The organism is Arthrobacter sp. MW3 TE3886 (genome assembly GCF_041262145.1).
In the GTDB taxonomy this organism is placed as follows: domain Bacteria; phylum Actinomycetota; class Actinomycetes; order Actinomycetales; family Micrococcaceae; genus Arthrobacter.
The window spans coordinates 4,035,291-4,054,999 of the sequence record NZ_JBGCAN010000001.1 but is presented as its reverse complement, the minus strand read 5'-3'; the positions used below and the strand labels follow the sequence as shown (position 1 = coordinate 4,054,999).

Annotated in this window: 18 protein-coding genes; 6 read left to right on the top strand and 12 right to left on the bottom strand. The window is 67.3% G+C overall.

The window, feature by feature from the left end; genetic code table 11:
* Positions 1–67: 67 nt before the first annotated feature.
* The 4 genes from ABH915_RS18455 to ABH915_RS18440 form a co-directional block, all read right to left on the bottom strand.
* Positions 68–430, bottom strand: a complete 363-nt coding sequence (locus ABH915_RS18455; protein WP_370124103.1) for a nuclear transport factor 2 family protein — start codon at positions 428–430, stop codon at positions 68–70.
* Positions 427–1,452: an aldo/keto reductase gene (locus ABH915_RS18450; RefSeq protein WP_370124100.1), complete on the bottom strand. Its 1,026-nt coding sequence runs from the start codon at positions 1,450–1,452 to the stop codon at positions 427–429. The genes ABH915_RS18455 and ABH915_RS18450 overlap by 4 nt, the downstream gene beginning before the upstream one ends.
* 20 nt (positions 1,453–1,472) lie before the next feature.
* The gene (locus ABH915_RS18445) at positions 1,473–2,354 is read right to left on the bottom strand and encodes an aldo/keto reductase (protein WP_370124097.1); all 882 of its coding nucleotides are present in this window, start codon (positions 2,352–2,354) and stop codon (positions 1,473–1,475) included.
* Between the two features lie 157 nt (positions 2,355–2,511).
* Positions 2,512–3,507, bottom strand: coding sequence for an aldo/keto reductase (locus ABH915_RS18440; protein WP_370124094.1), 996 nt, complete (start codon positions 3,505–3,507; stop codon positions 2,512–2,514).
* A gap of 165 nt (positions 3,508–3,672) precedes the next feature.
* Here ABH915_RS18440 and ABH915_RS18435 point away from each other — a divergent pair, with 165 nt between their 5' ends.
* Positions 3,673–4,353: a TetR/AcrR family transcriptional regulator gene (locus ABH915_RS18435; RefSeq protein WP_370124091.1), complete on the top strand. Its 681-nt coding sequence runs from the start codon at positions 3,673–3,675 to the stop codon at positions 4,351–4,353.
* A 154-nt stretch (positions 4,354–4,507) separates the two neighbouring features.
* On the opposite strand, the gene ABH915_RS18430 is transcribed toward ABH915_RS18435, so the two are convergent.
* Positions 4,508–5,959 carry an MFS transporter gene (locus ABH915_RS18430; protein WP_370124088.1) on the bottom strand — a complete coding sequence of 484 codons (1,452 nt, stop codon included), beginning with the start codon at positions 5,957–5,959 and terminating at the stop codon, positions 4,508–4,510.
* A 102-nt stretch (positions 5,960–6,061) separates the two neighbouring features.
* Between ABH915_RS18430 and ABH915_RS18425 the strand changes: the two genes are divergently transcribed.
* Positions 6,062–6,943: a helix-turn-helix transcriptional regulator gene (locus tag ABH915_RS18425; protein ID WP_370124086.1), complete on the top strand. Its 882-nt coding sequence runs from the start codon at positions 6,062–6,064 to the stop codon at positions 6,941–6,943.
* Entirely contained in the window at positions 6,940–7,728 is a 789-nt protein-coding gene (locus ABH915_RS18420) for an SDR family oxidoreductase (protein ID WP_370124083.1), read from the top strand. The genes ABH915_RS18425 and ABH915_RS18420 overlap by 4 nt, the downstream gene beginning before the upstream one ends.
* 102 nt (positions 7,729–7,830) lie before the next feature.
* Here the strand turns inward: ABH915_RS18420 and ABH915_RS18415 are convergent, their stop codons facing one another.
* From ABH915_RS18415 to ABH915_RS18390, 6 genes are all read right to left on the bottom strand, one after another.
* Positions 7,831–9,210: a glutamate decarboxylase gene (locus ABH915_RS18415; protein ID WP_370124080.1), complete on the bottom strand. Its 1,380-nt coding sequence runs from the start codon at positions 9,208–9,210 to the stop codon at positions 7,831–7,833.
* 30 nt (positions 9,211–9,240) lie between these two features.
* Complete coding sequence (locus ABH915_RS18410; protein ID WP_370124077.1) at positions 9,241–11,310, bottom strand: chloride channel protein; 2,070 nt, start codon at positions 11,308–11,310, stop codon at positions 9,241–9,243.
* Between the two features lie 269 nt (positions 11,311–11,579).
* Positions 11,580–12,440: a DUF427 domain-containing protein gene (locus ABH915_RS18405; RefSeq protein WP_370124074.1), complete on the bottom strand. Its 861-nt coding sequence runs from the start codon at positions 12,438–12,440 to the stop codon at positions 11,580–11,582.
* A 69-nt stretch (positions 12,441–12,509) separates the two neighbouring features.
* Positions 12,510–13,115, bottom strand: coding sequence for a TetR/AcrR family transcriptional regulator (locus ABH915_RS18400; RefSeq protein WP_028276376.1), 606 nt, complete (start codon positions 13,113–13,115; stop codon positions 12,510–12,512).
* A gap of 31 nt (positions 13,116–13,146) precedes the next feature.
* Entirely contained in the window at positions 13,147–14,475 is a 1,329-nt protein-coding gene (gene paaK / locus ABH915_RS18395) for a phenylacetate--CoA ligase PaaK (protein ID WP_370124070.1), read from the bottom strand.
* A gap of 16 nt (positions 14,476–14,491) precedes the next feature.
* Positions 14,492–15,034 (bottom strand): hotdog fold thioesterase, encoded by a 543-nt coding sequence (locus ABH915_RS18390; RefSeq protein WP_370124067.1) that lies wholly within the window; start codon positions 15,032–15,034, stop codon positions 14,492–14,494.
* 91 nt (positions 15,035–15,125) lie between these two features.
* On the opposite strand from ABH915_RS18390, the gene pta reads away from it, so the two are divergent.
* Positions 15,126–17,237, top strand: coding sequence for a phosphate acetyltransferase (gene pta / locus ABH915_RS18385; RefSeq protein ID WP_370124064.1), 2,112 nt, complete (start codon positions 15,126–15,128; stop codon positions 17,235–17,237).
* A gap of 31 nt (positions 17,238–17,268) precedes the next feature.
* On the opposite strand, the gene ABH915_RS18380 is transcribed toward pta, so the two are convergent.
* On the bottom strand, positions 17,269–17,547 hold the full coding sequence (locus ABH915_RS18380) for a hypothetical protein (protein WP_370124061.1): 279 nt from the start codon (positions 17,545–17,547) through the stop codon (positions 17,269–17,271).
* A 218-nt stretch (positions 17,548–17,765) separates the two neighbouring features.
* Here ABH915_RS18380 and ABH915_RS18375 point away from each other — a divergent pair, with 218 nt between their 5' ends.
* Positions 17,766–18,935: an acetate kinase gene (locus ABH915_RS18375; RefSeq protein ID WP_370124059.1), complete on the top strand. Its 1,170-nt coding sequence runs from the start codon at positions 17,766–17,768 to the stop codon at positions 18,933–18,935.
* 61 nt (positions 18,936–18,996) lie between these two features.
* Positions 18,997–19,578 (top strand): GNAT family N-acetyltransferase, encoded by a 582-nt coding sequence (locus ABH915_RS18370; protein ID WP_370124057.1) that lies wholly within the window; start codon positions 18,997–18,999, stop codon positions 19,576–19,578.
* Positions 19,579–19,709: the final 131 nt, after the last annotated feature.

Sequence of the window (19,709 nt, the reverse complement as noted above, 5' to 3'; positions counted from 1 at the left end):
GGCATCTCCTTTCGATCTGTATGTTCTATTGCTGTTTCGGACGGGTGGGCTGCCGATGGCGGGGCTGCTACCAGGTTGATGCGACCGTGCGTGCTATGACCCAGCCGTCGCCGCGGGGCTCGAACCAGGAACGCAGCGTCAGGCGCCACGTGGACCTGGATCCCCAGATCGTGGCGTCGGTGCGCGTGCGTGCAGTCAAGCGTGGCGCGGTCCCCTCCGCGTTGAGGGTGGCCTCGACTGTTTCCATCCGGTGGTACTGCATCTGGCCGGATTCGATGGCGTCCAACCATTCCGCCTTGGACTGCACGTATCCGGTCATGTGCGTGAGCGTGAAATCGTCGGCGAGGATGCTGTCCAGCTCCGCCAGGTCCCCGGCGACCATCGCCTGGCACAGAGCTTCATGCAGGGCCTCTACTGCCGCGGCGGTCACGGGGTCTTCCGACGCCGTGACTGCGCTGTGAGTTCGTGGGCTCCGTAGCTGTTGTCCTCGGGGTTGACGGTAACGCCGGGTGCGACGAGCTGGTCGATGCGGTCCAGCACGTCGGCAGACAGAGTGGTGTCGGCGGCGGGCAGGTAGGACTCGAGCTGTTCCATGGTGCGCGGTCCCACGATGGCGGCCGTGACGCCGGGGTGGTTGATCACGAAGGCGATGGCCAGTTCGATGAGTGTCAGCCCGGCCTGTTCGGCCAGCTGGGCGAGTTCTTCGACGATGTCGAGCTTGCGCTGGTTGGCCGTGCTCGTCATGTCGAACCGGGCGCTCGGGCGGGCACTCGAGGTAGGGGCGGACGCTGAGTCTTTGCGCCAGCGCCCGGAGAGCCAGCCGCCGCTGAGCGGACTGTAGGTGAGGGTGCCCATGCCGTGGCGCTGCACCGTGGGAAGGATGTCTTCCTCGATGCCGCGCACGAGGATCGAGTACGGCGGCTGCTCGGTGACGAACCGCTCCAGGTTGCGTTCCCGGGATGCCCACTGGGCTTCCACGATCTGGGATCCGGAATACGACGAGGACCCGATGTAACGTACCTTGCCCTGGCGGACGAGGTCGGTGAGGGCGCCGAGGGTCTCCTCCACGTCGGTGTCCGGGCTGGGCCGGTGCACCTGGTAGAGGTCGAGGTAATCGGTGTTCAACCGGCGAAGGGAGTCTTCCACCGCCCGCATGATCCAGCGGCGGGATCCACCCCGCTGGTTCGGGTCTTCGCTCATGGGCATGAAGAACTTCGTGGCGAGGAACACGTCCTCACGCCGGCCCTCCAGGGCCTGTCCGACGATTTCCTCGGATGCCCCGCCGGAGTAGACATCGGCGGTGTCGATGAAGTTGACGCCCGCGTCCAGGGCGCGGTGGATGATCCGAATGGAGTCCGCGGTGTCGTTGTTGCCCCAGGGGCCGAACATCATCGCGCCGAGGCATAGGGGACTGACCTGCACGCCTGTGCGGCCAAGGGGGCGGTATTTCATGGTGGTTCCTTCTCTCTGTCTCAGGCTTCGGGGATGACCATGGCGAAGCGCTCTTCGCGGGCCTCGTCGGGATCCGGTCCGTTGCGCACGCCGGTGTCGAGTGCGTCGAGGGCGGCGAGTTCGTCGGCGCCGAGTTCGAAGTCGAAGACGTCGAAGTTCTCGGCGATGCGTGCCGGGTTGGTCGACTTCGGGATGGCTGAGCGGCCCTGCTGCAGGTGCCAACGGATCATGACCTGTGCAGGGCTCTTCCCGTGTGTTTGTCCGATGCCGGTGATCGTCGGGTCTTCCATCACGCTCCGGCGGTCCTCGCCCCATCCGGGGTAAAAGGTGATGCCGCCGATCGGCGACCACGCCTGGGTAAGGATGCCGTGTTCGGCGTCGGCCGCCTGGACGTCCGGCTGGGTGAAGTACGGGTGCAGCTCGACCTGGTTCACCGCCGGGACGACGTCGGTGCTCGCCAGCAGCTGCTCCAGGTGGTGCGGCATGAAGTTGCTGACGCCGATCGCCCGCACCTTGCCGTCGGCAAGCAGGGTCTCCAGGGCCCGGTACGCGCCGACGGTCTTGTCGAACCGGTCGGGGGCGGGCTGATGCAGGATGAGCAGGTCCACGTAGTCGACGTCGAGCTTGGCCGTCGCTTTATCCCAGGCGTGCAGGGTCTGGTCGTAGCCGTAGTCGCTGACCCAGACCTTGGTCTCGATGAACACGTCGGAACGGTCCAGGCCCGAGTTGCGGATGCCTTCGCCGACCTCCCGCTCGTTGCCGTACGCCGCGGCGGTATCGATATGCCGGTAGCCGGCGGCAAGCGCGGCTTCGACGGCCGCCGTGGTCCGCTCGGGGGCGCTTTGGAAGACGCCGAGACCGAGGGCGGGCATCGTGATGCCGTTGTTGAGAGTAAGTTTCATGTCCATGCCTTTCACCGTATTCAGAGGTGCGCAGTTGTGGGAGGGCACATGAGTACCCCCTTTTTAGCGGCTGGGCGGTTCAAAGGTTCAGCGCAAAGGGGCAGGCCCCGCGAGAGGCACTGCCCCTGGCAACGCGTGTTTGCCGGCGCAGCTGAACTTATTGGTCGCGGTCGATCGCGGCGTCGAGACCTGCCGAGAGCGGTGCGCCGACGAGGTCGAGGGCGGCCAGGGCTTCGTCGATTTGCCGGAGGTCGTGTGCGGTGAGTTCGAGGTCGGCGGCTGGAAGGTTATCGTCCAGGTGCGCGATGCGGGTGCCGCCGGGGATCGGCACGACCCATGGCTTCTGGGCCAGCAGCCAGGCGAGTGCGATCTGCGCCGGCGATGCGCCCTTTTCGGCGCCGAAGTCCTTGAGGAAGTCGACGAGGGCGAAGTTCGCCTCGAGGGCCTCGGGGGTGAAGCGCGGGAAGTCGGCGCGGAGGTCATCCGGGTTGTCGAACCGCATGTCCCGGGTGATGCCCCCGGTGAGGAATCCCTGTCCAAGCGGACCCCACGCGACCAGCCCGATACCCAGCTCCTCGCAGACCCCGAACTTCTTGGTTTCCGGCTCTCGCATCCACAGAGAGTAGTGGTCCTGAATGACGGCGATGGGCTGGACGGCGTGGGCGCGGCGGATGCTTGTTTCGCTCGCCTCCGACAAGCCGAAGTGACGTACCTTGCCCTCGGCAATGAGTTCCTTGACGGCGCCCGCGACGTCCTCCATCGGGACGTTGGGGTCAACCCGGTGCTGGTAAAGAACGTCGATGTGGTCGGTGCGCAGCCGGCGCAGTGAGGCGTCGACCACGTCCCGGATGTGCCCGGGCCGGCTGTTGAGTCCGACCGTTTCGCCATTGCCGTTGATGTCGAACCCGAACTTGGTGGCGACCAGAACGTCGTCGCGGATGGGCTGCAGCGCTTCGCCGACGAGTTCCTCGTTGACGTAGGGGCCGTATCCCTCGGCGGTATCGAAGAGGGTGACGCCGCGGTCGGCGGCGGACCGGATGACGGCAAGTGCTTCCGTCCGGTCGGTGGCGGGGCCGAGGCCGAAGCTCAGGCCCATGCAGCCGAGGCCGAGGGCCGAGGTCTCGAGGCCGTCGCCGAGTTTGCGTGTGTCCATGGGGATTTCCTTAGGTTTTGTCGGGAACGCAGTTGGGTCTAACCGCAACGCGCCGGTCGAAGGGGGCTTCCTGCAGGAAGGCCGATAAGCGGATACTCTCTATCCGCATAGATCCATGGTAGCCCGATAACCGGATAGTGTCTATCCACTTGTTAGGATGGTGGCATGACTGAACCGGCTTTGCGTAAGGACGCCGAACTGAACCGGCAGCGGCTCATGGCCGCAGGACGCGAGGTGTTCGCCCGGCGCGGCCTGGACGCCACGCTGAACGACGTCGCCCACCATGCGGGTGTGGGGGTCGGCACTGCGTACCGGCGCTTCGCCAACAAGGAAGAACTGATTGACGCGATTCTCGAACAGCAGGTCGGTGAGATCGAACGCATCCTGCGCGCCGCCCTGGCCGAGCCCGATGCGTGGAAGGGCCTGGTGATGTATCTCGAGGGTCTTCTGGCCATGCAGGCTAAGGACCGTGGAATAGCGCAGATCCAGTCCGGCAGGCGCGGTCGGCGGGAGAAGTACGACTGGCAGCGCGACCGGCTCGCCCCGCTGGTCAATGAGCTCGCCGACCGTGGGCGGGCGCAGGGTGTCCTTCGCCCCGACGCGACCGGCACCGACCTGATTTTCCTGCAGATCGCATTGACCGCCATCTCCGAAACTGTTGCTGACAGGACCGAGCCGGGAATCCTGCCAGACGTTGGACAGCTGTATCGACGCTACCTGTGGATCGCGCTCGATGGCCTCCGGGCCCGACCGGAAGGCGTTTCACCGCTTCCCGTGGGCCCGCTGACCACCGAGGAAACCCATACCCTGCTCGGCCCCCCGCAGCCGGGCGCTGACACCCGGTAGCGTCGGCAACGCGTAAACACCCGCCACCAAACGTGGGCCGTTCATCTCCAGGGTGTCCGGCGTTCAGCGGCAGCCCTGCGAACCCAGAGAACGCCAGTGTCCACCAGTTCAGCGGTAGCCTCGACCGCCCTGACTACTCAGGTGTCCAACAGTCTCACCGCGCGGGTTCTGCCTCCCGTGCGGGCACGGCCGCTCGCTGATTTCTGGTCCGCCGTGCCGTGAGGTCTGCGGGCAGGATGAGGGCCGCGGTGACAGCCAGGGCAAGGAGCAGCAGGGCACTGCCTGTCGTGAGGGCAGCGCTGACCTGCGCGGCCAGGTGAGCCGCGGCAGAACCGGCGGCGGGGACGGTGGCTGCGGCCGCGACCGCGATGCCCAGCCCGAGGCAGGTGCCCACCTGGTGGAAGGTGTTCAGCAGGCCCGATGCCGCGCCGGCGTCGGCCGCGGGCGCACCAACGATGCCGAACGACGTAAGGGGCGCAAAAGCCAAGCCCTGTCCGGCTCCGATAAGGACCATCGGGAAAGCGACGCCCGTCAGGTAGGAGGAGTCGACGCCGACCCGGCTGAGCCAGAACATCCCGGCCAGGGTGACCAGGATGCCGGCCACGAGGGGAAATGAACCCGGCATCCGGTTCAGGAGCCGCGGGATGCTCATCGCGACGGCGAAGTTGACGGCCGTCATGGGCAGGAATCCCAGGCCGGCCTGCAGGGGGTCGAAGCCGAGTACCTCCTGCAGGAACTGGGTGGTGAAGAAAAAGAATGCAATCATCGCGCCCAGGTACAGGAAGCGTGCAACATAGGCGCCGGTGCGGCGGCGGCTGGCGAACAGCCGCAGCGGCATGATCGGCTGGGCGGCCCTGCGTTCGATCAGTACGAACACGATGAGCAGTCCGACGCCGGTGGTGACGGCCGTGACAGTGGCCGGGGAGGTCCAGCCCGCGTCGGCGGTGTTGATGATGCCGAACACGAGAGCGCCGACACCCAGGGTCGCGCTGAGCGCCCCGAACATGTCGAAGCGGCCGCTCGCCCGACCGGTTTCCGGGAGGAACCGCGGAGCGAGCGCGATCATGGCCGCGCCAATGGGTACGTTGACGAAGAACCCGGCACGCCATGAGATCCAATGAGCCAACGCCCCGCCGATGACCAGGCCCAGGCTGGCACCAATCCCTGCGGTCGCGCCGTACAACGCCACGGCCCGGGTGCGCCCACGGCCTTCCGGGAAGCTCGCCGTGAGCAGGGACAGCGAGGCGGGCGCGACGATCGCCGCCCCGATACCCTGGATCGCCCGGCCGGCGATCGCCCACCAGCCCGCCGGGGCCAGGCCGATCAGCAGCGACGCGATCGAGAACACCACCAGCCCGAACACAAAGACGCGCCGCCGGCCGAGCAGGTCTCCTGCCCGGGCGCCGAGGAGCAGCAGGCCGCCGAAGACCAGGGTGTACGCGTCCTGGACCCACGAGAGCTCACCCGTGCTCAGCTGCAGATCCGCCTGCAGGCTCGGCAGGGCCGTGAAGATGACCGAGTTATCGAGCAAGATCATGAAGTAGCTGACGAGGACGATCGCCAGGATCGCTGCCGGGTGGGCAGCAGGTGCGGGTTCAGGTTTCATGCTTTCAATGCAACCCTGATCCCTTAATGGCGGGGAGTCACGGTCGTTCCGGGTAATGCCAGTGCCTCCCTCGTCGCATCGGCCGCGGGTAGCGTGGAGGCCATGACACACAGTGACGACGTGCGGAAGTTCCTGACCTCCCGCCGTGCCAGGATCACGCCGGACGAGGCAGGCCTCCCGGTCTACGGCGGCAACCGCCGCGTTACCGGGCTGCGCCGCGAGGAAGTCGCGATGCTCGCCGGGATGAGCATCGATTACTATATCCGCCTTGAGCGCGGGAACCTCTCCGGCGCCTCGGACAGCGTCCTTGAAGCCCTCTGCCGTGCGCTGAAGCTTGACGACGCCGAGACGGCCCACCTTTTTGACCTGGCCCGCGCGGCCACGGCCGCTCCCCGGGTGCGGCGCAAGCGCAGCCCGCAGACGGTGCGGCCGAGCGTGCAACGCGTCATTGATGCGATCACGACGGCGCCGGCCTGGGTCCGCAACGACCGCGGGGATGTCCTCGCCGCCAACGAGCTCGGCCGTGCGCTCTACCTGGACTTGATGGCCGAAGCAACCACTCCGCCGAACAGTGCACGGTTCACCTTCCTGAACCCGAAAGCGCGGGAGTTCTTCGCCGACTGGGAACGCAGCGCGGACGACATCGTCGCGGTCCTGCGCTCCACTGCCGGGAAAAACCCCTACGACAGGGACCTCACGGACCTGATCGGAGAGCTTTCGACCCGCAGCGAGGAGTTCCGCACCCGGTGGGCCCGGCACGACGTGAAGTACCACCGCACCGGCCGCAAACGGCTCCACCACCCGATCGTGGGGGACCTGGACCTGAGCTTCGAAGCACTGGAACTGCCCGCGGACCCGGGACTGCGCATCAACGTTTACACCGCAGATCCCGGGACACCCTCCGAGGACGCCCTGAAAGTCCTCGCCAGCTGGGCCGCGACCCAGCGCGAAACGACAGCGGCCGCAGTCAAGGAGAAGAAATGACCGGCCGTTCCTCCACCGTGCTCATCGTCGGCGCCACCGGAAGCATTGGCCGCCACGCCGTGGCCGAGGCTCTGCGCCAGAGCTACGTCGTCCGGGCGCTCGTGCGTGACCGGGCCCGCGCGGTCCGCATCCTTCCAGACAGGGTGGATCTCGTGACCGGTGACCTGACCCGCCCCGATACTCTCGGCCCAGCCGTCGACGGAGTGGACGCGGTCGTGTTCACGCACGGATCCACCACCAGCGAACGGGACGTGCGGGACAACGACTACACCGGCGTCGCCAACGTCCTTAAAGCCTTGAACGGCCGCCGAACCCGTATTGCCCTCATGACTGCCATCGGCACCACCCGGCCCGGCGTCGCCTATGCCCAGTGGAAGCTGCGCAGCGAGCGGCTCGTCCGCGCCAGCGGCAACCCGTACACGATCGTGCGGCCCGGCTGGTTCGACTACAACCAGCCGGGTCAGCGGACGATCGTCATGCTCCAAGGAGACAGACGCCAGACCGGATCACCCGCCGACGGCGTCATCGCCCGGGACGAGATCGCCCGCGTGCTCATCGACAGCCTTCACGTTGACGCTGCCAACCACAAAACACTCGAGCTCATCGCCGGGCACGGGCCCGAACAAGACGACCTCGCCACGGTCTTCGCCGCACTGACGCCCGACTCAGCCGAATCCCTCGACGCGGCCGAGGACATTGTCGACCTCCCTACGGAGAGCGAACCCGAAATGTTCCGCCGCGACCTCGCCTCAATCAGGGAAGGACGCCCCAAGGACGGGGACTAGATCCGGGCTCCCAACCCCGTCTGGCAGGCACGAACCGCTGCCGGTTCCCGCGCCGGTCCGGGCGGATGTCCCGGGCCGGGCGTGTCACCGGTGCACGCAGGGTCAATGGCCGGGGCCGGTGACGATCTTCTTGCGTTCGGATTCATGCGCGCCGCCCTTCTTCGCCAGCGTTGCGCATGCCTCCTCGATGTCCCGGGCGAGCGTGTCGACGTGCTCGCGGCTCATCGTTTCCTTGACCAGCGCCCGCATGATCGTCACGTCCTGGGCGTTCGGCGGCAGGGTGTAGGCCGGCACCATCCAGCCGCGCTCGGCCGCGAGCTGCCAGGCAATGTCGAACTCGTTGTACCCGGTGTCGGTGGCGAGCCGGAACGCGACGAGGGGCAGCTGCTCCTCGTTGGGGCCGATGATCTCGAACCGGCCCATGGCTTCCAACTTCTCGGCGAGGACGCGGGCGTTGGTCTGCATCATCTGCATGATGTAGGTGTAACCGGCGCGGCCATAGCGCACGAAGTTGTAGTACTGGGCGAGAACCATCGCCGAGCCGGTGGAGAAGTTCAGGGTGAACGTCGAGTCGGTCTTGCCGAGGTAGTTTTCCTCGAAGACGAGGTCCTTGGCCAGATCGGCCGTCTCCCGGAAGATCAGCCAGCCGATGCCGGGGTAGACCAGGCCGAACTTGTGCCCGGAGACATTGATCGAGCGGACCTGCTCGAGCCGGAAGTCCCACTCTGAGTCCGGGTACAGGAAGGGCCAGACGAACCCCCCGCTGGCCCCGTCCACGTGCAGCGGCACATCGAGGCCCCGCTCACCCTTGATCCGGACCAGCAGGTTGTTGATGCCGACGATGTCGTCCTTGTGCCCGGTGAACGTTGTGCCCAGCACGGCTGCGACGCCGATGGTGTTCTCATCGACATGGGCCTGCACGTCCTCCGGGCCGATCGTGTACTTCCCCGGCTGCAGGGGCACGATCCGCGGCTCGACGTCGAAGTAGCGGCAGAACTTCTCCCACACAACATGCACGTCGCCGCCGAACACCAGGTTCGGGCTCGACGTCGATGCGCCGGCGGCCTCGCGGCGCTTGCGCCAGTTCCACTTCAGGGACAGGCCGCCGAGCATGATCGCCTCGGACGATCCCTGGGTCCGGGCGCCCGTCGTCTCGCCGGGGGCGTGGAAGAGGTCGGCGAGCATCCGAATGCAGCGCTGCTCGATCTCGGCCGTGCGGGGATATTCGGCGTGGTCGATGAAATTGCGGTGCAGGTTCGCAGCGATGATCTGCTGGGCCTGCGGCTCCATCCACGTCGTCACGAAGGTCGCCAGGTTCCGGGCCGGATCACCTTCCAGCGCCAGGTCCTCCGACACCAGCCGCAAAGCGTCCTGAGCCGGAATGCCAGTCTCCGGGAACTTGCGGCTCGGAACCTCCTGGGTGACAAATCGGTTGCCGAACAGTGCCACATCGGCATCAGCCGGCTGGGAATTTATTGACATCACTTCTCCTTGCGAAACTGTTGAAAAGGGTTACGGATGAGCTTCCCGTTCCGCCGGAACCGCGGCGTCGGTGGATTCTGGACTCAGCATCAGAATCGCGCCGGTGAGGAAGCACAGGGCTCCCACGAATGTGCCCAGAGTGGCCAGGTCGGCGTTCCAGACATCGCTGCTCGACGGCATGACAAAGGCCGCGACAGCCGAGACGCCGAACGCAACAGAGCCGGCCAGGTTGATCACGCCGATCTTCCACACCCGAGGCCTGGGCCTGCCGGCGATGGCGCGACCGGCATCCCGCAACGCCACACCGCTGGCAACGAGGAAGGCGACTGAACCCAGCGCATCGGGTCGCCACACCCGCTGCTCGGTCAGCGCCACACTGAGATTGACCCGCAATGCGTTTCCCGTACTCCAGTTGAACCACAGCGTGCCGGCAAGCTGAACCGCGCAGGCGAGCCAGCCGAGGTTCCGTGGCGCCCACACCCAAAACGAGTGGCGGCGCGTGGCCCCCAGGAACGGGAGCGCGTCAACGGCTTCGCGGTACTGCAGGAACGACGCAGAGGTGAAGAACAGCGAACCGACGAAGAAGGTGAGCGCACACAAGCGCAATCCCACGGCCTCGGCGTATGACGGAACCGCCCCCAAGGCGAACAGGCCCGAACCAATGATGAACAACCATGCGATCCGCCGGTCCCGTCCGGTCGAACCGCCCGCGCTCCTCATCTCACTTGCATGCTCGGACTTCGAGGCAGCCCGATGGTGGACCTTGCCGCCATGGTCAGGCGCCGCGGGCGCTTTCGGCCCGGGGGCCGGGAGCACGTTGGAGATTACGAAGGCCACCGCCACAGCCACCACCACCTGCGGTGTTACGGCCACGCCGTCCACTCCCAGCAGCAGCGTGGCCAGCAGCGTCGACGTCAACGGCAGCCGCAGCATGGCTGCGCACATGGCTCCCATGCCCATGCCGAGCCCTGCCGCGAGATTCATTCCGGGCAACCCGCTCGCGGCAATACCCAGCGCCGCACCGATGAACATCGAAGGGAACACGGGCCCGCCACGAAAGGCGCTCAGCGAGAGCCCATAGGCCAAGGCCTTACAGGCGATCAGCAGAAGGAGCACAGCAAGCGAGTAGTCCGTGGCGTGTTCGACCAGATCCGGAAGGGCGTCCTGCCCCGAGAACAAGACCTGCGTGAAGCTTTTCCCAGAGATCAACTGGTAGGCCATCGCGGCAAGACCGATCAGCAGGCCCAGCCCAGAGGTCACCACCACCCGGTTCAGGTGCACGAGCGGACGAAGCGAGAGCCCGACCCAGCGGATCAACCATCCCAACAGCGCGCCGACGACGCCCATGATCACCGCCCAGCCCAGCGTCGCCAGGGTCGGCGGCACCGCAGGCGGCACGACGGGCAGCGCCAGCGAGAAGCTTCCCAACCCGGTCCAGCCGTCCAGGCCGACGAACACCAGCGCCCCGACGCCGGATGCGAGCAGTCCGGGCAGGGCCATCAGGCTCAGCGTCATTCCCCCGATTCCGGCGGCCTCCATGATCAGGAATGCGCCGAGCACGGGGGATCCGAGCAGGGTACTGATCGCTGCGAAACTGCCGGCCGACGCCATGATCGTCAGGGCCATCGGCGGGGCGTCCTTCTTCGCCAGGTGCACCGCCAACGCCCCGAGGCCGCCACCGATCGCGATCAGCGGACCCTCCGGCCCGAGCACCGCACCGAGGCTGAGCGTGGTCAGCGCCGCGAGAACGATGCCCACGAGCTCCCGGCCGCTGGGCGGACCGCCGCCTGTCTTGAAGCCGAAAGCCGGTGAGTGGCCCCCGGTTCCCGGCAGATACCGGATGGTCGACGCCGTCAACAGCCCACACAGCACCAACCACGGAACCGGCCACCAGGCAGGAGCGGGTCCCCCGAGGACTTGTTCCGGCAGCCCGACGAAGACGTACTGCTGGACCGCCGCGACCAAAGCGAGAAAGCCGTACGCAATGACCGAGATGGGAACGCCCAGGACCGCTGCCAGCACAAGCGCAGAAATGTACGCCCTGGAACGAATTACGACGGCCGGATCGAAACTGGGCGGCGATGCTGCAGGCTCGCTCATTTTCGGCGACCCGGCGCGACTGTGACGATCCGGGTGGCCCCGAATGTCCTTCTTCCAGCTCGGGGCGGCGTGCCCGGCCGGCAACACCGCGGGTCACCGGTGATCAACGGGCAGAACATCATCCCTCCTCCTTCCGCCAGACGGCGGGGAGCCTTGAGCGAGGTCTCACAAGCGATAGAGGTGGTCCTTCAGATGTTCTCCAAGCTAGCGCTTCCAGCCGGGCGCAGTCGTCACCCAATGCGGGTGAAAGAGCACTAAAGCGCTGCGGTTCACGCCTCCGGTGCCCCGGGTCCGCCCGGGCGGGACCACGGCGTGACGGGGCGCTCCTGCCGGACGCCGTCCACGGTGATGTCCACTCTTTCATTGAAGAAACTGACAAGTCCGTGGATCTGGGCGGCGTCGAGGAACCGCCGGTCGTAACTCCACGCGACGTTCCTGCCCTGCGCGGAACCCGGGTAGCTCCAGTAGCTCGCCTGGCCTTTGTACGGGCAGACGGTCCGCTTGGGGCTCGCCTCCATCAGATCCAGCCGCACATCCGCCGGCGGAATGTAGTAGCGCACCGGCAGCATGGTTTCGTAGAGCAGCTGCGCGCCGTTCGTCGTGGCGAGCATTACGCCGTCGATCCCTACCTCAACGGTGAGCGAGGACGCCCGGATGTCCACGCGGTGGAACGGATCACGTGGATGGCCGATGATCTCCTCGTCGTCCTCGAGCCAGTCGAAAGCGGTGAAATCCAGCACTACGAAGCCGGCGAGGTCGGGGTCCGCCGGCCGGAAGGCAGCGCGCGGCAGCCTCGCATGGGGAGTGACGACGTCGAGCTCCTCACCGGCCGCCGTGTGCCTGCCGAACGCCGTGCGCGGATCCAGTGCCGGCGGCCCCTCCCGGCCCATTCTGAAGCCGTGCTCCGGGACGTCGCCCGCCTGCTGGCCCGGCGGCGCGAGCTCGGCCCGGAGGTCACCTTCGGAAACGGCGTAGACGGGGGTGACGCGTTTCGGCTCCCACACCAGGAGCGCGCCCAGGGTGTCGATGACGGGCCGCCCGCCCGCCATGGCACGGACCCTTTTCGCGGTGGGCTGATAACGCAAATCGGGGAAGGTGCTGAAGAGGACATCAGAGATCTTCGTGGCCATGACAACAGGGTGGGCGTCCGTTATCCTGCCGTCAACGACTCGCCGGGCCACCCGCCGGCCGGCAGGCGGTCAGCGGGGGACGTGAAGGCCGTGGAACGCCATGGTGATGACGTCGTCGGCCAACTTCTCCGGGGACAGCGAGCCGCCCGGCTTGTACCACTCGACGATCGAGTTGATGGTGCCGAACAGCAGCCGGGTGACGGTGCGGGGGTCAATGTCCTGGCGGAGCGAGCCCTCATCCCGGGCCTCGGAAATCAGTGCGGCGACCTTGTGGTCGAAGGTGCGGCGCCGCTCCAGCGCATCCCGCTCGATCTCCGTGTTCCCGCGCAGGCGCAGCAGCAGCGTCACGAAGGGCAGCCGCTCCACCAGCACCGAGATGGTCTGGCGGACCACGAACTCCAGCCGGGCATCGGCCGAACCGGAGGTTGCCCCGGGCTGGTCCAGGATCGCCTCGAGTCCCCCCAGGGCGTGGTCCAGGGCGAGCTTCAGCAGGTCGCCCTTGGACGGCACGTGGTGATAGATCGCGGACTTGGAGATGCCCAGATTCTCGGCGAGGATACCCATCGAGGTGGCGTCGTAGCCGTGGCGGTTGAAGACGTCGACGGCGATGACCAGCACGGACTGCTGGTCATAGCCGGGGCGGCCGCGCTTGGTGGTGGTTGCTGTGCTGGGCATAGTGGCTAGTTTCTCACGATCGGGTGCTCATTCAGGCCTTGGGGCGCAGGTCGTAGATCCGCCGCAGCTTGCCGTTGGACCGCTCCAGGGAGCCGGGTTCGACGACGTCGACTGTGCAGGAGGAGCCGACGTGGATCTTGATCTGCTGCTGCAGGACCTTGGCGGCGTCCGTGGCGCCCTTGACCGTGACGGCGTCGCGGCGCTCGATCTTCACGGTCAGCTGGTCCATGCGCTGTCCCTCGGGCCGGGTCAGCTCCAGCTGGAAGTGCGGGCTGAGCTCGGGGATGCGCAGGGCGATCTCCTCGATCTGGGACGGGAACAGGTTCACCCCGCGCAGGATGATCATGTCGTCGCTGCGGCCGGTGATGCGGCCCATGCGGCGGTGTGCCGGACGCGCGGTGCCCGGCAGCAGCCGGGTGAGGTCCTTGGTGCGGTACCGGATGATCGGCAGCGCTTCCTTGGTGAGCGAGGTGAAAACGAGTTCGCCCGGTTCGCCGTCGCCCAGCACCACCGTGGGGTCGAAGGCGTCGATGATCTCGGGCCGGAAGTGGTCCTCCCAGATGTGGCTGCCGTCCTGCGTTTCCACGGCTTCGCCGGCGACGCCCGGGCCCATGACCTCGGAGAGTCCGTAGATGTCGCAGGCCTTGAGGTTCATGGTGGTCTCGAGCTCGTGCCGCATTTCCTCGGTCCACGGCTCGGCGCCTAGGACCGCGTACTTCAGGGACGTGGAGGCCGGGTCGATGCCCTGCTTGATCATGGCGTCGGCAATCGTCAGCAGGTACGTGGGGGTGGCAAGGATGGCGTCAGGCTTGAAGTCCTGGATGAGCGTGATCTGGCGCTCGGTCTGGCCGCCGGAGATCGGGATGACGGTGCAGCCGAGGGCCTCTGCGCCGGCGTGGGCGCCCATGCCACCGGTGAACAACCCGTAGCCGTAGGCGTTGTGGACCTTCATGCCGGGCCGGACGCCGGAGGCGCGCAGCGAGCGGGCCACAAGCTTGGCCCAGTCGGCGAGGTCCTTCTTCGTGTAGCCCACCACGGTGGCGCGGCCAGTGGTGCCGGAGCTGGCGTGGATCCGCGCGACCTCGTGCTGCGGCACGGCGAACATGCCGAAGGGGTACTCGAGGCGGAGGTCCTCCTTGGTGGTGAAGGGGAACTTGGCGAGGTCGGAGAGCTCACGCAGGTCCGCCGGGTGGACGCCGGCCTCGTCGAACTTGCGCTTGTACAGGGGGACGCGGTCATAGGCGTAGGCCACCGTGTGCTGCAGGCGGCTGAGCTGAAGCGCCTCGAGCTCGTCGCGGGAGATCGTCTCCTCGCGGTCCAGGACGGCGTCAGTTGTGGCGGCGGCAGTTTCTTGGGTCATCTGTGGGTCCCTGTTTCTATTTCTTGGAGATGGTGCGGCTGCGGCCGCGGAACTCGGCGATGAGTTCGCCCGCAGGGGTGGCGGGGTCCGCGGGGAGTTCGCCCGGGACCGTGGCGGTGGGAACCGAGCCGGCGGGTGCCGGCTGCGGAGTGCCCGCGCCGGCGCCGGGATCGGCGGCGTAGATCTGGACGTCGTAGAGGCCGCTGCGCCCGGTGCTGGCGCGGCGGTTGGCGACGGCGGTCAGGACCTGGCCGCGGAAGGCCGGCTTGAGGAAGTTGATGTCGACGCCGGAGGCCACGGTGATGGTGCCGCTGTCGATCCCGGCTTCGCCGGGTTTCGCGCTGGCCGGGTTGCAGGCCAGTGCAAAGGCTGTGTCGCCGAAGGCGAAGATCATTCCGCCGTGGGCCATGCCGAAGCCATTGAGCATTTCCTGCCGGAGCCTCATCCGGATCGTGGCATGTCCGTCGTCCAGTGCGAGAACTTCGATGCCCATCCATTCGGAGGCATAGTCGTCCTTCAGGATTGGGTGGGTGTCACCGGAAATCGTCAGTTCAGCCATGCCTCATTGCCTCCAGCTTTATTTACCGAATGTTCATTAGGTAATCCCATGTGGGTGCCCGCTGTCAAGGGGTGTAAGTATGCTGGGACGCATGGCCAAAGGAATCTATGTCAGCGCGACCACCCCGGGCTCCGGCAAGTCCCTCGTAGCGCTGGGCCTGGCGGACACCCTCCACCGGCACGCGGACCGGATCGGCTTCTTCAAGCCCGTGGTCAACGGCCCCGACGCCGCCTCGGACCCCATGGTGGCCGTCATGAAGTCCCGCTTCGGCCTGGACGAGGACCGCTGCCGCGGCGGCCTGACCTTCGCCGAGGTCCGCAGCCTCCTGGCCGAAGGAAAGCGCGAGGAAATCAACTCCCGGTGCGTCGAAATCTTCGCCGACTTGTCCCAGCACTGCGACGTCGTGATCGTCGAGGGAACGGATCTGACCGGCCAGGACGCCGCCGTCGAGTTCGACCTCAACGCCCGGCTGGCCAACAACCTCGCCGCCCCCGTGGTGGCGGTGGTGGGCGCACGCGGCCTCACCGCTCCGGAGGCCGCGGACGCCGTCGAGGTGGCGCGCAAGGAGCTCCTCGCGGAGCGCTGCGAGCTCCTGGCGATCATGGTCAACCGTGCCGACCCGGAAGACCTCGACGCCATTGCCGCCGCCGTGAAGCCTGGCGCGTCCGGCCGGCCTGTCTATGTCTTCCCGGAATTGGATGACATCGCCCGGCCCACCACCGGGGAGGTCGCCTCGGCCCTGGGCCTCGGCCAGGTGGCCGGCCTTCCGGACCTGGAACGCGATGTCCGTTCCATCAAGGTCGCGGCGATGAACGTCGCCAACTTCCTGCACGTGCTCAACGACGGCGCGCTGGTGATCGTCCCCGGCGACCGGGCGGACGTGCTCGTGGCCTGCCTGGCGTCCTCGTTCTCGCCTGAGTTCCCGGTGCCGTCGGCCCTGATCCTCACCGGCGGCCTGGCCCCGGACCCGACCATCTACTCACTGCTGGCGCAGGCGCCGTTCCCGATCTTCGCTGCTCCCGACGACACCTATGTCACCGCCAAACGCGTCTCCGAGGTCCGGAGCGAAATCTGGTCCGGGCACCGCCGCAAGATCGCCTCCGCCCTGGGTCTCTGGGCCCGGCGGGTGGACGAGGCCGAGCTCCTGGAGCGCCTGCACCTGCCCCGGCCGGAACGGATGACCCCGCTGCGGTTCCTGCATGAGCTGATCGGGCGGGCCAGATCCCAGCGCCGCCACATCGTCCTGCCCGAGGGCAAGGAACTGCGGATCCTGCGCGCCGCAGAGATCCTGCACCGCCGCGACGTCTGTGAACTCACGGTGCTCGGACGCGAGGCCGACGTCCGCGAGGTCGCAGCCACCCATGGCGTCGATCTCACCGGCATCAACATCGTGGATCCGGCCTCGTCCGAACTCCGGGGCGACTTCGCCCGCAAGTACGCGGAACTGCGCGCGCACAAGGGCGTGGACCTGGCCAAGGCCCTGGAGGTCATGCAGGACGAAAGCTACTTCGGCACCATGATGGTCCAGCTCGGCGTGGTGGACGGGATGGTCTCCGGCGCCGCCCACACCACGGCGCACACCATCCGCCCGGCACTGGAATTCGTGAAGACCCGGCCCGGCGTCAAGATCGTCTCCTCCGTGTTCCTCATGCTCATGCCGGACCGGGTCCTGGTTTACGGTGACTGTGCCGTGAATCCTGAACCCAACGTGGAGCAGCTCGCGGACATTGCACTGGCGTCAGCGGAAACGGCGGTGCAGTTCGGCGTCGAGCCGCGGGTCGCGATGCTCTCCTATTCCACGGGCGGCTCCGGCTCGGGCGGGGCCGTGGACCTGGTCCGGGAGGCCACCGAACTGGTGCGCAGCCGGCGCCCGGACCTCGCGGTGGAGGGGCCCATCCAGTACGACGCCGCCGTGGACGCCGCCATCGCCGCGTCCAAGATGCCGGGCTCGTCCGTGGCCGGGCAGGCGACCGTGTTCATCTTCCCGGACCTGAACACCGGCAACAACACCTACAAGGCTGTGCAGCAGTCCTCGGGTGCGGTCGCCGTCGGGCCGGTCCTGCAGGGCCTGCGCAAGCCGGTCAACGACCTCTCGCGCGGCTGCACGGTGGAGGACATCGTCAACACCGTGGCCATCACGGCCATCCAGGCCCAGTCCGTGGAGCCCGCTGCCGAGCCGGCACCCGCGGCCGCCAGCGCATAGCCAGCTGTTTCCCGGCCAGCTGTTTTCCGGCTCAGCTGTTTTCCGGCTTTGCCGGGCTGTCGGGATCTTCCTGCTTGGCAGGCTCATCGGCCAGGCCCGCCGGCGTGAGATCCAGGTCCTCCAGATTCTCGGGGGCCTCGGGTGCTTCCCCGACCTCGGCGGCCTTAAGGTTTCCTGTGTCGTCCAGGGCCGGGTTCGCGCCCACGACGCCGGTGGGATCCGGTTTACCGGAACCGCTGGCCGGTCCGGTGCCCTCTGGCTCGGTGCTGTCCGGTCCGGTGCTGCCCGGCTGGGTCGGGTCGTCAGTCATGGAAATCCCTTTCGTGAGTTGTCCAGTTGGTCCGCCGACTCTAGGCGCCCGGCCCGGCTTTCGCAACGGATTGGCGCCCTGGCGTTCCGGCATTTTGGTCCGGCAGTTCCGTCCGGCAATTTATAGTGGATCCCACGGAGCGCTCGGCCAGGCTCCGGCGTGATGCCAGTTACGGCGCACCCTAGGGTAGCGTCGAAGCCAAGGCTTTAGGAGGCCCCATGCTCGTGCTCGTCATCAACTCCGGTTCGTCCTCGCTCAAGTACCAGGTGCGCGACGTCGAGGCCGGCAACGTGCTCACCGAAGGCCTGGTCGAGAAGATCGGCATGGGTGCCGGCGGCGAGGGCGACGGCCAGATCGAGGGCCCGCGCGACCACGCCGAGGCGCTGGAACAGGTGGACGCGGCCATCCACGAAGCCTTGGGGGACCGAGTGCTGGATGCCGTGGGCCACCGCGTGGTGCACGGCGGTGAGCGCTTCGCCGAACCGGTGCTGGTCAACAACGAGATCACCCGGGCCATTGAACGGCTGAACCCGCTCGCACCGCTGCACAATCCGGCAAACGTCCTTGGCATCCGCGCGATCTCGAAGAAGTGGCCCGAACTGCCGCAGGTGGCCGTGTTTGACACCGCCTTCCACCGCACCCTGCCTGAGCACGCCTGGCGCTATGCGGTGCCGGACGAGCTCTACACCAACCACGGGATCCGCCGCTACGGGTTCCACGGCACTTCGCACGAATACGTTGCGCACCGGGCGGCGGCGCTGCTGGATGTTCCGGTCGAGGAGTTCGACGCCGTGATCGCCCACCTGGGGAACGGCGCCTCGGTCACGGCGATCCGCGGCGGCCATTCGATCGACACGTCCATGGGATTCACGCCCCTTGAGGGCCTGGTCATGGGCACCCGCTCCGGCGACCTCGATCCGTCTATCCTGGTCTTCCTGGGCCGGAACGGCTGGTCCCCCGAGGACTTGGATTCGATGCTGAACCGGCAGTCCGGTCTCAAGGGCCTGGCCGGAAACAACGATATGCGCTCGGTGGTGGAGGCCGCGGAAGCCGGCGATGCCAAGGCGGCCATGGCCCTGGCGGTTGCGTCCTACCGGCTCGCGAAGTACATCGGCGGCTACCACGTGGCCGTTGGCGGCGCGAAGGCCCTCGTGTTCACGGCCGGGATCGGCGAGAACTCGCACCAGTTCCGGAACCTGGTGGCGCAGCGGCTCGGCGCCCTCGGCGTCGAGCTCGACGCCGGGCTGAACCGGGAGCGGTCCAGGGAACCCCGCGTCATTTCCACCCCGACGTCGGCCCTGCCAGTCCTCGTGGTGCCCACCGACGAGGAGCGGGCGATCGCAGAGGCAACGGCCGCCGTCGTCGCCCGGGCATCCGTTGCTCCGTAGCCGCCCTTGTGGCGGCTCAAAACGGCGCTTACGGAGCAGCTGATTGGGTAGCGTTGGAGATGTGACCGAACCCAAGCCCCTCCCTCCGCTGCCCATCCGCACTGAACGGCTGGTGCTGCGGCGCTTTGCAGCCGCCGACCTCGATGCCTTCCACGCCTACCACTCGCTCCCGGAAACCGCCCGGTTCCTGCCCCGCGAGGCCAAGAGCTACACCCAGTCGATGGAAACGGTGGGACGGTACGCGAACTTCGAGTTCGAGAAGGAGGGCGACTGGGTGGCCCTGGCCATCGAGGCCCAGGATTCGCCCGGACTCCTCGGCGAGGTGGTGCTGAAATGGCTGGAAGGGTGCGGGCAGGCCGAGATCGGCTGGAGCCTGGCCCCGGAGGCGCGGGGCCGGGGCATCGCGAGTGAGGCCGCCCGGGCGCTGCTCAAGCTCGGCTTTGAGGATCTAGGCTTCCACCGCATCGACGCCAAGCTCGATGCCCTGAACACGGCCTCGGCGGCGCTCTGTGAACGGCTCGGCATGCGCCTGGAATCACGGCAGGTGGACAAATGGCACTACAAGGGCGAATGGGCCACGGAGGTGGTGTACGCCATCCTCGCGGACGAGTGGAAGGCCCTGCAACAGGTATCCGGCGGCTGACGGCGCCGGGAAGCCCCAACACCACGGAACAACGACCCAACGGGACACCGGTCTGACGCAGATGGCCGGAATGAAGTCCCCATTCCGGCCATCTGCGTCAATTCGGGCCCGCTTCGAACCCGCTTCGAACC

Bases quoted from the DNA above. Each gene is read 5' to 3' on its own strand.
- ABH915_RS18450 (WP_370124100.1), bottom strand. From the start codon at position 1,452: ATGAAATACCGCCCCCTTGGCCGCACAGGCGTGCAGGTCAGTCCCCTA.
- ABH915_RS18445 (WP_370124097.1), bottom strand. From the start codon at position 2,354: ATGAAACTTACTCTCAACAACGGCATCACGATGCCCGCCCTCGGTCTC.
- ABH915_RS18440 (WP_370124094.1), bottom strand. From the start codon at position 3,507: ATGGACACACGCAAACTCGGCGACGGCCTCGAGACCTCGGCCCTCGGC.
- ABH915_RS18435 (WP_370124091.1), top strand. From the start codon at position 3,673: ATGACTGAACCGGCTTTGCGTAAGGACGCCGAACTGAACCGGCAGCGG.
- ABH915_RS18430 (WP_370124088.1), bottom strand. From the start codon at position 5,959: ATGAAACCTGAACCCGCACCTGCTGCCCACCCGGCAGCGATCCTGGCG.
- ABH915_RS18425 (WP_370124086.1), top strand. From the start codon at position 6,062: ATGACACACAGTGACGACGTGCGGAAGTTCCTGACCTCCCGCCGTGCC.
- ABH915_RS18420 (WP_370124083.1), top strand. From the start codon at position 6,940: ATGACCGGCCGTTCCTCCACCGTGCTCATCGTCGGCGCCACCGGAAGC.
- ABH915_RS18415 (WP_370124080.1), bottom strand. From the start codon at position 9,210: ATGTCAATAAATTCCCAGCCGGCTGATGCCGATGTGGCACTGTTCGGC.
- ABH915_RS18410 (WP_370124077.1), bottom strand. From the start codon at position 11,310: ATGAGCGAGCCTGCAGCATCGCCGCCCAGTTTCGATCCGGCCGTCGTA.
- ABH915_RS18405 (WP_370124074.1), bottom strand. From the start codon at position 12,440: ATGGCCACGAAGATCTCTGATGTCCTCTTCAGCACCTTCCCCGATTTG.
- ABH915_RS18400 (WP_028276376.1), bottom strand. From the start codon at position 13,115: ATGCCCAGCACAGCAACCACCACCAAGCGCGGCCGCCCCGGCTATGAC.
- paaK (WP_370124070.1), bottom strand. From the start codon at position 14,475: ATGACCCAAGAAACTGCCGCCGCCACAACTGACGCCGTCCTGGACCGC.
- ABH915_RS18390 (WP_370124067.1), bottom strand. From the start codon at position 15,034: ATGGCTGAACTGACGATTTCCGGTGACACCCACCCAATCCTGAAGGAC.
- pta (WP_370124064.1), top strand. From the start codon at position 15,126: ATGGCCAAAGGAATCTATGTCAGCGCGACCACCCCGGGCTCCGGCAAG.
- ABH915_RS18380 (WP_370124061.1), bottom strand. From the start codon at position 17,547: ATGACTGACGACCCGACCCAGCCGGGCAGCACCGGACCGGACAGCACC.
- ABH915_RS18375 (WP_370124059.1), top strand. From the start codon at position 17,766: ATGCTCGTGCTCGTCATCAACTCCGGTTCGTCCTCGCTCAAGTACCAG.